At 69.2% G+C, this 13,743-nt stretch carries 12 protein-coding genes; 6 read left to right on the top strand and 6 right to left on the bottom strand.

Features of this window, described 5'->3' with window-relative positions:
* Positions 1-5: 5 nt before the first annotated feature.
* Entirely contained in the window at positions 6-1,382 is a 1,377-nt protein-coding gene (locus AB0M70_RS10845; protein WP_365818611.1) for a PQQ-binding-like beta-propeller repeat protein, read from the bottom strand.
* On the bottom strand, positions 1,379-1,930 hold the full coding sequence (locus AB0M70_RS10840; protein ID WP_365818609.1) for a SigE family RNA polymerase sigma factor: 552 nt from the start codon (positions 1,928-1,930) through the stop codon (positions 1,379-1,381). Before AB0M70_RS10840 ends, AB0M70_RS10845 begins: the two co-directional genes overlap by 4 nt.
* 125 nt (positions 1,931-2,055) lie before the next feature.
* Here AB0M70_RS10840 and AB0M70_RS10835 point away from each other — a divergent pair, with 125 nt between their 5' ends.
* Positions 2,056-2,709 (top strand): Type 1 glutamine amidotransferase-like domain-containing protein, encoded by a 654-nt coding sequence (locus tag AB0M70_RS10835; protein ID WP_365818607.1) that lies wholly within the window; start codon positions 2,056-2,058, stop codon positions 2,707-2,709.
* Positions 2,710-2,731: 22 nt separating this feature from the next.
* On the opposite strand, the gene AB0M70_RS10830 is transcribed toward AB0M70_RS10835, so the two are convergent.
* Complete coding sequence (locus AB0M70_RS10830; protein ID WP_365818605.1) at positions 2,732-3,184, bottom strand: helix-turn-helix domain-containing protein; 453 nt, start codon at positions 3,182-3,184, stop codon at positions 2,732-2,734.
* Positions 3,185-3,310: 126 nt separating this feature from the next.
* Here AB0M70_RS10830 and AB0M70_RS10825 point away from each other — a divergent pair, with 126 nt between their 5' ends.
* Positions 3,311-4,546, top strand: coding sequence for an MFS transporter (locus AB0M70_RS10825; protein WP_365818603.1), 1,236 nt, complete (start codon positions 3,311-3,313; stop codon positions 4,544-4,546).
* 10 nt (positions 4,547-4,556) lie between these two features.
* Here the strand turns inward: AB0M70_RS10825 and AB0M70_RS10820 are convergent, their stop codons facing one another.
* Positions 4,557-5,822, bottom strand: a complete 1,266-nt coding sequence (locus tag AB0M70_RS10820) for a glycosyltransferase family 4 protein (RefSeq protein WP_365818803.1) — start codon at positions 5,820-5,822, stop codon at positions 4,557-4,559.
* Between the two features lie 236 nt (positions 5,823-6,058).
* Between AB0M70_RS10820 and AB0M70_RS10815 the strand changes: the two genes are divergently transcribed.
* Positions 6,059-7,228, top strand: a complete 1,170-nt coding sequence (locus tag AB0M70_RS10815; protein WP_365818601.1) for an acyltransferase — start codon at positions 6,059-6,061, stop codon at positions 7,226-7,228.
* 19 nt (positions 7,229-7,247) lie between these two features.
* On the opposite strand, the gene AB0M70_RS10810 is transcribed toward AB0M70_RS10815, so the two are convergent.
* Positions 7,248-8,804 carry a hypothetical protein gene (locus AB0M70_RS10810; protein ID WP_365818599.1) on the bottom strand — a complete coding sequence of 519 codons (1,557 nt, stop codon included), beginning with the start codon at positions 8,802-8,804 and terminating at the stop codon, positions 7,248-7,250.
* A 340-nt stretch (positions 8,805-9,144) separates the two neighbouring features.
* Here AB0M70_RS10810 and AB0M70_RS10805 point away from each other — a divergent pair, with 340 nt between their 5' ends.
* The 3 genes from AB0M70_RS10805 to thpR all read left to right on the top strand — a co-directional run bounded on the left by AB0M70_RS10805 (position 9,145) and on the right by thpR (position 13,095).
* On the top strand, positions 9,145-10,131 hold the full coding sequence (locus AB0M70_RS10805; RefSeq protein ID WP_365818597.1) for a hypothetical protein: 987 nt from the start codon (positions 9,145-9,147) through the stop codon (positions 10,129-10,131).
* A 146-nt stretch (positions 10,132-10,277) separates the two neighbouring features.
* Positions 10,278-12,431, top strand: a complete 2,154-nt coding sequence (locus tag AB0M70_RS10800) for a hypothetical protein (RefSeq protein ID WP_365818595.1) — start codon at positions 10,278-10,280, stop codon at positions 12,429-12,431.
* 55 nt (positions 12,432-12,486) lie between these two features.
* Complete coding sequence (gene thpR, locus AB0M70_RS10795; protein ID WP_365818593.1) at positions 12,487-13,095, top strand: RNA 2',3'-cyclic phosphodiesterase; 609 nt, start codon at positions 12,487-12,489, stop codon at positions 13,093-13,095.
* Here the strand turns inward: thpR and AB0M70_RS10790 are convergent.
* A complete protein-coding gene (locus tag AB0M70_RS10790) occupies positions 13,047-13,688 on the bottom strand; it encodes a CGNR zinc finger domain-containing protein (protein ID WP_365818591.1) in 642 nt (213 codons plus the stop codon). The genes thpR and AB0M70_RS10790 overlap by 49 nt on opposite strands.
* Positions 13,689-13,743 lie beyond the last annotated feature (55 nt).

Raw genomic sequence — 13,743 nt, 5'->3', positions numbered from 1 at the left:
CGAGGTCAGTGACCGACCTCCGGCAGCAGCGAGACGATCTCGCCTCCCATGCGCGCGACCAACACGTCCTTGTAGAGCAGGAGTTGCGGCGACCTCCAGTAGCCGGGGCCCTGCTTCGGCTCGCCGAAGTCCACGTCTCCACGCCAGACCTGCTCGCCCGTGCTCAGATCGAGGCCGGACAGGCCCCCGCCCTCGCCGAGGAAGTACACGACCCCCTGTGCCATCGACACCACGGGAAGCGCGACCTCACGCACGGTGTCCTTGTCGGGCAGCTTGATGCCGACCGGCCCCGTCCACAGAGTCTTTCCCGTGGTCAGCGAATAGGCCGAGGCCTCGGCCTTCCAGTTCACGGTGATCAGGCGGTCGCCGAGGACATCCAAGGCGGCCAGGTGCCCGTCGACCCGAAAAGAGTGCGAGGTCTGCTCGCCGGAGTCGCTGATGGTGGTCAGCCGCAGATCCCGGCGGGCGGGGAAGTCCAAGCCGCTTGTCCGGTCGATCGCCTCGGTCAGCACCATGCGGTCCCCCGAGGTACCGATGAGTTGCTTCCCGCCGGGGAGCGTGGCGATCTTCTTGGCGTCTCCGGTGGCGGGATCGAGTCGCAGGATGTCGCTGCTGTCCGGCTTCTCGACGTCCGGCATGCACGCCAGGTGGGGTACGCCGCCCAGCACCGCACGTTGGCACGCGACACCCTTGTCCCAGGTGTGGCGCCACTTCTCCTTGCCGGTCCGCGGATCAAGGGCCGACACCGTACGCAGGTTCGGCGTGTTGACGAGGACCGCGCCGTCGATGAGCATCGCGGCCTGATCGGTGCGGTCGTCCTGCGGCATCTCGACCGTCCACAGCACGTCGCCGTCGTCGGCGTCCACCGCCATCAGGTCGGTGCCACCGGCGTAGTCGCCGCCCGGCTCGTTCTTCGTGGTGTGGTTGCGGTAGGCGTAGACCACGCCGTCGCGCACGGCGAACGGATGGTCCATCCCGTCGCCTTCGCGGTTGACCTTGACCGCCCACTGCCGCTCGCCGGTGTTCGCGTCGAACTTGGCGGCGTCGTACTTGGACCCGGCGCAGTACAGCGCCGACCCGTCCACCAGGCAGCCCCGCTCGCCGGAACCCGCCACATCCTTCTGCCACGGCTTCCAGCCCTCCGGTGACACCGCGGGCCGTGCGGGACGGTCGTCGTCGGTCGCACCCGCGCCGCCGAAGCCGAACAACGCCCCCATGGTGATCGCGGCGACCGCCACCGCCGCCCCCGCGACCTGCGAGACGCGGCGCCGGCTGCGCCGCCGCTCCACCCTCTCGACCAGGTCCCCGGGCGCGCGCACCTGATCCAGGGCGACCGCGTGCAGCGTCTCCCGGACCTTCTCCTCCACCCGCTCCGTCGTCATCCCTGCATCTCCTTCGGCGTGTAGCTGAGCGACTGCGCCTGTTCCAGGGGCCTTTCGGGCCCGAGCTCCGGGACGAGCGCGCGGAGTTTGGCGAGTGAGCGGTGCGCGGTACTGCGCACCGTGCCGACCGGGCACCTCAGGAGCGCCGCGACCTCGCCCTCCGGCAGATCCTCGAAGTAGCGCAGCACGACCACGGCCCGCTGCCGCTTGGTCAGCCGACGCAGCGCCGCCCACAGCGCGATCCGCAGCTCGGTGTCCGACTCGGGGCCGGCCTCACCGCTGGGCTCGGGCAGTACGGGCACCGTCGTCTCGGCGCGATGTCTGCGCAGCCGCCAGCGGCTGACCTGCTGGCGGTACAGGACTTGGCGGACATACGCCTCGGGCTGCTCGATGTTCGCCCAGCGTCCGTAGGCCTTCATCAGCGCAATCTGCAGCAGATCCTCCGCCGCATGCCGGTCCCCACCGGTGAGCAGCACCGCGAGCCGCAGCAGCGCGGTGGAGCGCATCGCTACGAACTCCCGGAACTCGTCGTGACTTGAGGCCTCCATCGACCCTCCCCTTCTTCGCAACCATCACGACGCGATGGCCCGCCCCCCGCTATCCCTCGGCGGACGAGATTATGTGGGCGATAAATCTTGGTGCGGCCCGGGTGGGCGCCGATTAGGGTCCGGGCATGCGCATGTACCTTTCGTCGTTCCGCCTGGGCGACCACCCTGAGCAGCTCCTTGGACTCCTGGGCGGAGCAGGGGCACGACCTGAGATCGCGGTGATCGCGAACGCCGTGGACGAGCAGCCCGAGGACGCGCGCAAGGCCGGCGTGGAGCGGGAGTTCGCCGCGCTGGCCTCGTGGGGACTACGGCCGAGCGAACTGGACCTGCGGGATTTCTTCGACCGCCCCGCGGCCGAAGCCGAGGCCGCACTGAGCCGCTTTCCAGCGCTCTGGGTACGCGGCGGCAACTCGTTCATGCTGCGTTACGCGCTGGCCCGCAGCGGTGCGGACGCCGCGGTGACCGCCCTCCTGCAACGCGACACCTTGGTCTACGCCGGCTACAGCGCCGGCGCCTGCGTCCTCGCCCCCAGCCTGCGCGGACTCGATGCCTGCGACGACCCGAACGCGGTGCCCGAGACGTACGGCGACCCGACGGTCTGGGACGGTCTCGGGGTTCTTGACCACGCGGTCGTGCCCCACGTCGACTCGCCGGGCCATCCCGAGACAGAGGCCTGTGGCGTCGTGGCGGCCAGCTACCGGGCGGCCGGGGTCGCTCATCGGACGCTGCGCGACGGCCAGGCCTTGGTCATCGACGGCGCAGACGTACGCCTGGTCTGACGCGCTTCCCGGCAGCCGTCACTCACTGGTCGGAGACCTTGTGAACGACGGTGTCCTCGGGGTTCAGCCGCCGCCCGTCCGCGGACAGGACCTCCAGCGGGCGAAGGCCGCGCCCCTGCCGACGGTCGACCAACTGTGAGTGGGGTTCGCCGGGGTCGAAGAAGTTCTGCTCGCCCCACTGCCGCAGCGCCACGATGACGGGGAAGAGTGCCTCGCCCTTCGGCGTCAGCACGTACTCGCGATAGGCGCTGCCGTCCGAGGCGGGAACGGACTCCAGGACCCCGCCCGCGACCAGGCTCCGCAGCCGCGCGGTGAGGATGTTCTTGGCCACCCCGAGGCTGCGCTGGAACTCCCCGAAACGACGGCTTCCGTCGAAGGCGTCCCGCACGATCAGCAGGGACCACCAGTCGCCGATCGCGTCCACCGACCGGGCGACCGGGCAGTCACTGTCGTCGAAACGCGTCCTGGTCACCATGGCGTCCTCGCCTCTCACTGCCTCTCGCCGACACGGACGTCGGTTGCAACATGCTACCAAAAAGCGTTACCTTCACCGACGCCAATAGTGGTAGCAAGATGCAACCAGCAAGCGAAGGGGGCGCCCATGTCCGGCCTCAGGTCCAGCACCAGGCCCAGGTCCCGAAGCGGGGAAGGCGGTTCCGCGTTCGTCCTGACCCGAGGGGTCGTCCTCCTCTTCGCCGTGGCCTGCGGGGCCTCGGTGGCCAACGTCTACTTCTCCCAGCCGCTCCTGGTGACCATGGGCGACGATCTCGCCATGAGCCCGGCCCTCGTCGGCAGCGTCGTCACCCTCACGCATGTCGGCTACGGCCTGGGGCTGTTCTTCCTCGTGCCGCTGGGCGACATGGCCGACCGTCGGCGACTCATCGTGGCCCAACTCCTCTTCCTCGTCGTGGCGTTGCTCGTGGTGTCCACCGCCCACACAGCGGCGATCCTGCTCGCGGGCATGGCCGCGACGGGCCTCCTCGCGGTCGTCACCCAGACGTCGGTCGCCTTCGCCGCATCACTGGCCCCGCCCGCCGAGCGCGGACGCGTGGTCGGACTGGTCACCAGCGGCGTCGTCATCGGCATCCTGCTCGCCCGCACCGCGTCCGGACTCATGGCCGACCTCGCGGGCTGGCGCTCCGTCTACCTCGCATCGGCGTCGCTCACCGCACTCCTCGCCCTGATCCTGTACCGCGCACTTCCCCACCACGGCGACGCACCGTCGACCACCACCCTGCGTTACGGACAGCTCCTGCGCTCGACCCTCACCCTGTTCGCACGGGAACGACTGCTGCGGCTCCGGGCCCTGTTCGGCCTGCTGATCTTCGCCGCCTTCAGCACGCTGTGGAGCAGCGTCGCGCTCCCCCTCAGCGAGGCCCCGTACTCCCTGTCCCACAGCGCGATCGGGGCACTGGGCCTCATCGGCGTCGTCGGCGCCCTGGCCGCGACCGCGGCCGGGCGCCTGAACGACCGCGGACTCTCCCGGCGGACCACCGGCATCGCCCTGGCGCTGCTCGCCGTCTCGTGGGTGCCCCTGGCGTTCACCCGCGACTCGCTCTGGGCCCTGGTCGTCGGGGTGATCCTGCTCGACCTCGCCGTGCAGGCGGTGCACGTCACCAACCAGACCCTGATCTACGCGCTGCGTCCCGACGCGGGCAGCCGGTTGATCGGCGGGTACATGGTCTTCTACTCGATCGGCAGCGCCACCGGCGCCATCGCCGCGACCTCTCTCTACACGGTGGCCGGCTGGGGCGCCGTATGCGCGCTGGGTGCCGCGTTCAGCTGCCTCGGGCTCGCGCTGTGGGCGTTGACGCGACACGAGCCCGCGGACGGCTGACGGATGTGGCTCAGTGGGACCTCTGCAGCCTCTGCTTCACCGCGTCCTTGAGACCGTAGGCCGCGCCGATCACCGAGCCTCGGGTCTGGTGCGCGACAGCCTTGAACCCCCCGCTCGTGGAGCCCCGCCCCGTCAGTCGTGCGCAGGTGTCGGCGAAGCGGTCGGCGATGAGCGCAGGTTCGTATCGCGCCGAAGAGGCTTGAGCCGCATCGGCCATACGCTGCCGGAGGTCATCGTCATTGATGAGTTCGAGGAGGTTGCGCGCAAGCGCCTTCTCATCACCCACGGGCACGAGACGTCCGTCGATTCCATCGGAGATGATTTCTCTCGGCCCCAGGGGACAGTCGGTCGAGACGACGGGCACACCGCACCGCATGGCCTCGACGATGGTCATGCCGAACGATTCGTGGTCCGAGGCGCTTGCGGCGAGACCCGCCTTGAGCCACTCGGGATCGAGGGGCGAGACCGCGCCCATGAGCGAAGCGTGCTTTTCCAGGTCCAATTTCTCGATGAGGCGCTGGAGTTGTGTTCCGTGGCCTCCCGCGATTCCTGGTCCGAAGATGCGCAGAACCCAGTCGGGGCGTTCGGCGCGGACCCTGTCGAATGCCCGGATGAGGAGGTCGTACCGTTTGGGCGGTACGAGCCTTCCGGCAGCGACAACTGCTTTGTCCCTGCTGCTCGGCGGGGTTCCTGTAGGCGCCGGGACGGGATTGGGAAATGCTTCGACGCGCACGCCCGGCAGCGTCATCCTCGTCCGGTAGATGTCCGCGTCCGCCAGCGTGGTGGTCGTCAGCATGTCCAGGCGTGGATACAGCCGACGCAAGGTCATGCGCAGTGCCCGCGGGTGGTTGCTGAAGGTCAGGTGCTCCTGGCCCACCCGCAGCGGACCCCGCTTGGCCTGCAGACAGATGTGCGCGTTCAGGCCCGGCCGCGTGCCCACGACGACGTCGCTCGTCAGAGCGCCCAAGTGCTGGGCGATCCGCTGATCGGTCAGTGCGCTGTAGTACGGATACTGCGTCTCGCTGCGGGGAAAGACGGCAGCGGATTCACCGGCCTCGGGCAGGTCGCCCTCATACCCCGGTGTCCCCTTCCTCAGGTCCACCAGGTGCCGGAGCGCAATGCGGGGGTGGACGGGGAACACGGGTGCGTCCCTGTGCCGGTAGACCGAGACGATCTCCACGTCATGCTGTTCCACGAGCGCGTTGGCGAGATTGATGGTGGTGCGGATCGTGCCGCCGAAACCGAAGGAATTGTGGATGAGGAATGAGATGTGCAAGGTGCCGTGGCTCCCGTAGCCGCACTCCATGAGGAGTCGCCAAGGCCCCGGCACAACGGAAATTGCACAGACGGGGCCACTCGTCATGCCAACGACAGGGCCGAGCGAAGGTTGCGAGACGCGAAAAGGCGCGCAGAGCGCCTTCACCCCCTCGGATGAGTGAAATTATCGGGCAATATGGAGGGACTCGTGCGCATGTACCGAATCGGCCGCTCGGGGGCTGATGTCGTCCTTTCATGCGCAGCAGCAACCGGCAGTACCTCGTGTCCGTGGACCACTTGCGTGCCTATGCTGCCGTGCTGGTGCTCCTCTGCCACGGCACGCACATGATCTCTCCGCTTCTCCGGGAGACGCCGAACGGGGACGCGCACGGCTGGCTCTATTCGCAGAACCCTCTGGCGACTCTGGTCATCGAAGGCCACTCCGGGGTGGCCCTCTTCATGGTTCTCTCCGGATTCATCTTCACCATCGGCACCCTCGGCAAGGACGTCCACTACGGCAGGTTCCTGGGCAATCGGGTGCTGCGCATCTTCCCGCTCTACATCGCGCTGATCGTGCTGGGCATCGGTGCACACAAGCAGGGTGCGAGTCTGCTCGCCGTGGTCCAGTCCCTGGTCGGTCTGGGCAATCTGCCCGGCTCCCTCAGCCTGGGAGCCGTGTCGAGCATGTGGTGGGCCATCGCGGTCGAGTTGCAGTTCTATCTGCTGTTCCCGCTGTTCAGCAGACTCCTCACCAAGCGCGGTCCCGCGGCTCTGCTCAAGCTCCTGGCCGCCGTCGCCGTGATCCGCGCCCTGGTGTGGGCCTCGGCCACCGGCGGCATCAGCGTGAACTCGATGCTCTACTACAGCCTCGCCGGCAGGATCGACCAGTTCCTCCTCGGCATGGTCGCCGCCTGGTTCTTCGTGCACCACCGGGAACGCTTCCAGGGGATGGTGAAGGTCGGCATCGCGACGGCGCTGGTCACAGGCGCCATCTGGGCATTCAACCAGAGCCACGCCTTCCACGAACGGCACGCCACACGGCTGCTCTGGGTCGACGTCGAAGGCGTTCTGTGGGCGCTGGTGGTGCTGACCTATGTGGCCACCATCTCCTCGACCGGGGCCGTGTCGCGGGGGATCGCCAAGGTCGGTGAGATGAGCTTCTCCGTCTACCTGCTCCACTACATGGTCGTCACCGCGATCATCTCGCGGCGCTGGTGGTTCGAGCTGACGGGACGCCCCGTAGTGGACGCGTTCCTCACCGCGACGGCGGCGGTCCTGCCCCTCACCCTGGCCGCCGCCGTGGTCACCTACAACGGCATCGAGCGGCCCTTCCTCCGCTGGCGTCGCGCCTACCTCAGCGAGGACCCGCCCCAGCCCACCGCCGCCTCCCCCGCACCCAAGGCAGCCGTCGTCTCACCCCGATAGCACCCGCGGCGACCGGACATCAGAACGGGGAGAACACCCGCCGGAACAGATCCAGGGCCTCATCGGCCCAGCCCATGACGCCCAGCGCCGAACCCAGGTTCGCCGGCGGGCAGTTGACCAGAGTGTCGTGGCGGATCAGCCGGTCGAAGTCGACGAGCACCGGGTCCGGGCGGCTCGCGCCCCCGACGGGCCGGTAGAACGGGACCCCCGCAAGCCGCATCACATTGATCACCTCCTGGGCGAGAATCCCGTACCCGACCGTCGTCGGGTGCACGCCGTCGAGCGAGAACAGGCCGCCGTCCGTACGCCGTTCACCCTCGACGGCAAGGAAGTGGGAGTTCGGCGGCGGCGACAGCGCCTGCAGGGCCGACGGCAGCGGATAAGGCTGCCACCACGGCGGACGGGCCTGCGGGTCCTCGGCATACCGGCGCGACGCGAGACGGTCCAGCAGGCCACAGGTCTCCAGGAGATACCAGTCCCTGCCCTTCTTCCGGGCGGCCCGGACCGTCTCGGTGATCGCGTCGTTGTAGCCGTCGATCGCGTCGTCGACCTGATGCGCCTCGTCCCCGGTGATGCTGGGGTCCTTGCCCGCGTCGAAGTCGCGGTCCTTGATCCACGGGCGGGTGTAGTAGGGGAAGTAGCGCGAGCCGGGCTGGGTCTTGCCCGCCACGCCGCGCGCCATCGGCGCGATCGTGACGTGCGGAACCGTGCACCAGATGACATGACGCGCCTTGATGTCGAAGACTTCCGCCGCCACCTTGCGCAGTTCCGACCTGAAGTGTTTCGGCTGCCAGACCGTGAAGCGCCGCTTGTCGTCCAGGTCGTCGAAGCCGGCGTCCTCGCTCCACTTCACCCGCAGGTCGGTCACCGCCCGCAGGGCGTTGTTCGCGCCCAGGAAGACCACCAGGGTCTCGATGCCGTGCCTCGCCCCTGTGCCGTCGGTGTCCTTGCCCAGTTCGGCCGCCGCACGCAGCTGGGTCAGGGCGCCCGCCGTCCGGGGCTGGGTGGGCAGCACGCGCAGGGCGGCGCGCTCGCCGGCGTTCTGCACGATCTGGCTCACGAGGTCGTCCTTCGGGGTGCCGATGCGCTTGCGGCACTCGTCCGCCGACTTGGACAGGGCGTCGCGCAGGTCCCACCCGAACACGGCGAGGTTGTGCATGACCGCCGAGGTGGAAGGCACGGTCCGGCCAGGCCCCCGCTCCCAGTAGTCCTCGACCCGGTCCATCACGCTGCGCGCCCGGAACAGCGCGAGCGGCGCCTCCCACCAGTCCACGTTCCGTCCGAAGCGGGCCTCCAGGTCACGCAGGAAGAGCTCGAGGTTGAACGGCAGCCCACCGAAGCCCCCGTACTGAGGGAAGCGGAAGTCGGGGAAGCAACCCATCTCGTAGGCGACGATCGCGGGATACGACAGGGAGGTGTTGAAGACCGCCGCGCTCTGGAAACCCTGCGTCAGCGAATCCCCCAGGGCGACCAGACGGTGCCGCGGTGTGCCCGTCCACTGCTCACTGACGTCGACCGCCAGCTTGGGGTCGAACACGGGGACCCGCGGTTCCCGATGGCGTACGGAGTCGGCCATGATTCCCCCTTGGCACACCGCGGCGCACCGGCTGCGCCCCCGCGCGAGGCCTCTTCCTGCGTAGCAGAGCCGGGCCCGGGCGGCACCGCCCCTGACGAGAAATACGCGGAACCCGGTGCGAGGTCACACCGGGCCGGCACAAGATCCCCGGCCGGGCATGCGGAGCGCGGACCCCCGCCATTGACTGGTCGAAACGGCCGCAGTACAAGTCCCCTACGACATCCATGTCCCAGCGCCCTTCTCCCGTCGTGGCCGCTATTTCACGGGCCGTCCCGGCGCATCTCTGACAGGGGCGGCTGGGCGTTCCGTGCGGTCGAGCGCGGAACGAAGGGGGGACATCATGGGTCTGCGCATCACTGTGGACATTTTCTCGGGGCGCGCCAATCCGTCGTGGGAGATCCAGGACCAGGAACAGGTGCTCGAGCTGATCCAGCTCATGGCTCACCATCAAGAGGCGGTGGCCGACGTCTCCGACGGATTCTCCGGACTCGGGTTCCGTGGAATCCGGGTGGAGATCACCGACGACCTGGACACCGGGGGCCTGCCCCCGGTGTTCAAGATCGCGGGGGGCGGGGACCGCGATCCGTACACCGGAGCCGATGTCGCCGAGCGTCTGCTGGAGACCATGCCGGTCGGCGAGAGCGCCGAGCGGACTCCGGCCGAGGGCGAAGGTGACACCGAGGTGCTCGAGGAGAGCTACCCCGAGGACTTCCGCGAGTCGGTCCGCGCGGAGATCCGGCGCACGGCGCGGGAAGGTGCGGGCGGTGCGACCACCATCGAGCCCACCGAGTCGGGCGGCATCTCCGAGGCGGACGCCGCAGAGGTCGAGAAGCAGTTACAGACCCTCGTGCACCGGGCCGCGCTGGCCTGCGCGTACGACGTGACCCCCTTCAACCCGGCCTTCTGGAACCGGCCCGACACCCAGCCCTACAACAACTGCTACAACTTCGCGGTCAACCGGCGCACCAACACCTTCGCCCAGCCCGGCCGGGCGCACGGCTACACCATTCCGCGCACGGTGCGCTGCGGCGAGGTCTCCACCGGGGCGCAGCGCGACGGCCTGCGGCTCTGGGGCAACTGCCAGCCGCCGGGATCGCTGCGCTATGTGGTGGCGCTCGTCACCGGCACCTTCCCCGGCAACATCCGGGACTACCACTGGTACCGCCTGCACCCGGGCGGCCTCTGGGCCCACAAGCCGGGCGGGACCGCGGCCCGCAACACCGACAACTCCGGTCGCCTGATCACCAATCCGTACACGTGCGACCGACGCCCCTACAACGAATGGTGCGGTCTGTTCCAGACGCACAATGCGCTCGTCATTCGCTGACCCTGCTCGCGGGGAATGCAGCGGGAACGCAGCGGGGCGTCTGCGGAGGGCTGAAGTCCTCCCCCGTGAACGGTCCGGCCGCATTGGCCGGGCCGTCATCAACCGTCCGTCAAAAGCTCACCCGAGAGGTCGGAGGAGTGAGCGCCATGTCCACACCCTTTGGCGATCCCACAGCCGAGACAACGGAATCCGTGACGCCCGAACTGTACGACGTCGACCTCTCCGACATGGCGGTCGACGAACTGTCGCAGGACATCGCGGGTGATGCCGCCCCCGAGGCCGCCCCCGAGGCCGCCACACCCGCGTACCTCCTCGTCCGGGGCAGCTATCGCAGCGTCGGCACCCGCGTCCTGGAGTTGCGGGTCGACGTCGACGGCCCTCGTACGCTGCGCAAGGTCAGCGGGGACTTCTTCACCTCCGGTGGCAGCACCACCAGTTACGCGGGCTCCTTTGTCGTGCACGCTCCGGCCGTCACCTGGACGGCCACCCGCGTGGTGATCACCGGCCAGGGCCGTTTCACCGGGACGACCAGTTTCCCGGTCGTACGGGTGACCATCGCGCGCCGGCGGGTCGGCCAGCAGCAGGCCCCCGCCACCGTGCAGTTCCTCAGGACGTCCGGGCAGGTGGGCGCGACCTACACCTGCGCGTTCAGGTCGCCGTACTTCCGTACCGTCCAGTGGGAGCAGGACTCCGTCGCCGGCAAGGTGCCCTTCGTGTCCTACGACACCGGCTCCCTGCCGGGGCCGCCCGGCAGCCCGGCACGGAAGCTGACCGTGCCGCGGGCCTACGCCGAGGCGGGCATCGACGTGCTGGTCTCCAGCGCGGCCAACATCCTCGGCGACAGCGCGGCCGGCTGGAACAACGCCGAGCTGCACGCCGCGATGCAGACCAACTTCAGCCTGTGGCGGAACATTCCGCAGTGGCGCGTGTGGCTGCTGGTCGCCAGCCGTTACGAGGGCAACGCGGGGGTGCGCGGCATCATGTTCGACGCGGCCGACACCTTCCAGCGGCAGGGCTGCGCCGTCTTCTACGACATCATCAAGGGCACCGATCCCGAGTCCGTGCGCGCTCAGTTGCGTACGTACGTGCACGAGCTCGGTCATGCCTTCAACCTGCTGCACTCGTGGCAGAAGGGCCTGGCCACACCCCCGGCGCCGCTCGGCCCCAACAACGGCTTCGGGGACCTGTCGTGGATGAACTACCCCCAGAACTTCAATCCCGGCAACGGCGCTCCGACCGGCACGGAGGCGTACTGGCGGGCGTTCCCCTTCCAGTTCACCGCCAACGAGATCACGCATCTGCGGCACGGCTTCTACCGTGACGTGATCATGGGGGCCAACGCCTTCGGCAGGGGCGCCGCCGACATCGACCCGGACCTGTTCGACCAGCCCGTGGTGGACGACTCCGGGCTACGGCTCGAACTGCGCGGCAAGAAGCACTTCGGGTTCGGTGAACCGGTCGTCGTGGAGCTCAAGCTGGACACCACCGACCTGCGCGGGCGGGACACACATGAGTTCCTGCACCCGGACTACGACTTGGTCAACATCGCGATCCGGCAGCCGTCCGGCCGCACGCTGCTCTACCGGCCGCTGATGCGCCGGTGCGTCGAAGCGGACGCCACGGCCCACCTCACCGTGGACGGCGCGCCCCTCTACGCGAGCGCCTACGTGGGCTACGGCCAGGACGGGCACTACTTCGAGCAGCCGGGCACCTACCTGCTGCGTGCCGCCTACGTCGCCTCCGACGGTTCCCGCATCGTCTCGCCGGTGCTGCGCACCACGGTCCGCAGCCCCTACAACGAGACCGACGAGCAGGTCGGCGAGCTGATGCTGGGCGAGGAACAGGGCACGCTCCTCGCTCTGCGCGGATCCGACGCGCCGTCGCTCCAGGCCGGCAACGACGCCCTGCAGGAGGTCGTGCAGCACTACGACAAGCACCCGCTGGCCGTCTACGCCCGCATGGTCGAAGGGCTCAACGCAGAAAGGGACTTCAAGTACCTGACGCCGGACAAGAGCGCCCTGAAGGTGCGCCCCGCCGCCCCGGAGCAGGCCGTCGGCCTTCTGTCACCCGTCGTCGAGGCGTCCCTGCACGGCAACGGCGTCGACAACATCACCCTGAACATGGTGATGCGCCGCCTGGCCCGGGCCCACGCCAAGGAGGGCAACCCCGAGCAGGCGAACGGTGTGCTCGACCATCTGGTCAGCTACGCCGAATCGAAGTTCAGGCCACACGTCGTCGACACGGTGCGCCGCCAGGCGGACGAGACACGGCGGAGCATCAGCGGGGAGCCCGGCGCCTGACCAGCCGCGCAGACACGGGTCGCGGGCGGGGGGCGCCGGTCGCCCGATCGCCTGGATGCGGTACGAAGGTTCTGTGACCGAACAGAACCCGCCCGCGACCCTTCGTGTGTTCATCGCTCTCGCCCCGCCCGACGACGCGAAGCAGGAACTGGAACAGGCCCTCGGCCCCGCCTACCAGGCGCATCCGCGCATGCGGTGGAACCGCGTCGAGGACTGGCACATCACGTTGGCGTTCCTCGGCGAGGTCCCCGTCTCCGTGGTGCCGCTCCTGCGCACGCCTCTCGCGCGCCTCGCCGCGAGCCGCAAGCCCCTGAACCTGGCGCTGCGCGGTGGCGGGCACTTCGACGAGCGGGTGCTGTGGAGCGGGATCGACGGAGATCTCGAAGAGCTGCACCTGCTCGCCGAGGAGGTGCGTGCCGTCGCGGACGACTGCGGTGCCGCTCATGTGGGCCGGCCCTTCCGCCCTCATCTGACCCTGGCCCGTGCCCGTCGGGACACGCCGTCGTGCGCGGCGGAAGCCGCTGCCGGGCTCGCCGATTTCACCGGCAGCCCGTGGCAGACCGAACGCCTGCACCTGGTCGCCAGCAACTTCGGCCGCGGCCCGGGGCCCATCCACTACCGCGATGTCGGCGCCTGGAGCTTCGACGAGGGCCCGCGCGCCTGATCCGCGGCGCGATGGCGCTGGTAGTGCCGGGCGGCGCGGGCCCGGTTTCCGCAGGATGTCTTGCAGTATTCCTGCCGGCCGTGGCTCTTGACGAAATAGCGCACACACCGAGGTGCCGTACAGGCCCGCAGCTGCTCGCGCTGCGGGCCGCTCAAAAAGTCGACGGCGGCGCGGGCCAGGGCCGCCAGAAGATCCGCCTGCGGGTCCTGCCGCTCTGTCAGCAGCCTTACGGCGGGGGCTCCTTCGTGCGGCCATTCCAGCTGGGGGGCGACCAGCTGTCCGGCGGCGACCGCGTTCAGGTGGGCCAGCGCCTCGTCTGCGGGCATCAGGTGGCGGGCGTCGGCCGGGCTGGGCGGCGCGGGGCTCACCGCCCGCGCGTACAACGCCCGTACGGCACGCCGCAGTTCGGTGACCGCCCGCCTGAGGTCCTCGTCCGCCGCCAGGTCCCCGGCCCGCACATGAGCGGGCAAGAGGTCCTCCTGCGCATGCGTCCAGCGAGTGATGCCGCCGACCGTGGCCAAGTCGTCGGCGACTCCGCCGTCCCCGTCATGGCGGATCGTGCTCGCCAACTCCAGCGCCAGCCAACGTTCCACAGGTCGCTCCCTTGATCGCATCGCCAAGAGCACTCTACTATCCCTAACGCTTAAT

Source organism: Streptomyces sp. NPDC051214 (genome assembly GCF_040682375.1).
Classification (GTDB): Bacteria; Actinomycetota; Actinomycetes; order Streptomycetales; family Streptomycetaceae; genus Streptomyces.
The sequence above is the reverse complement of the archived record's forward strand: the minus strand, read 5'-3'. Positions and strand labels throughout refer to the sequence as shown.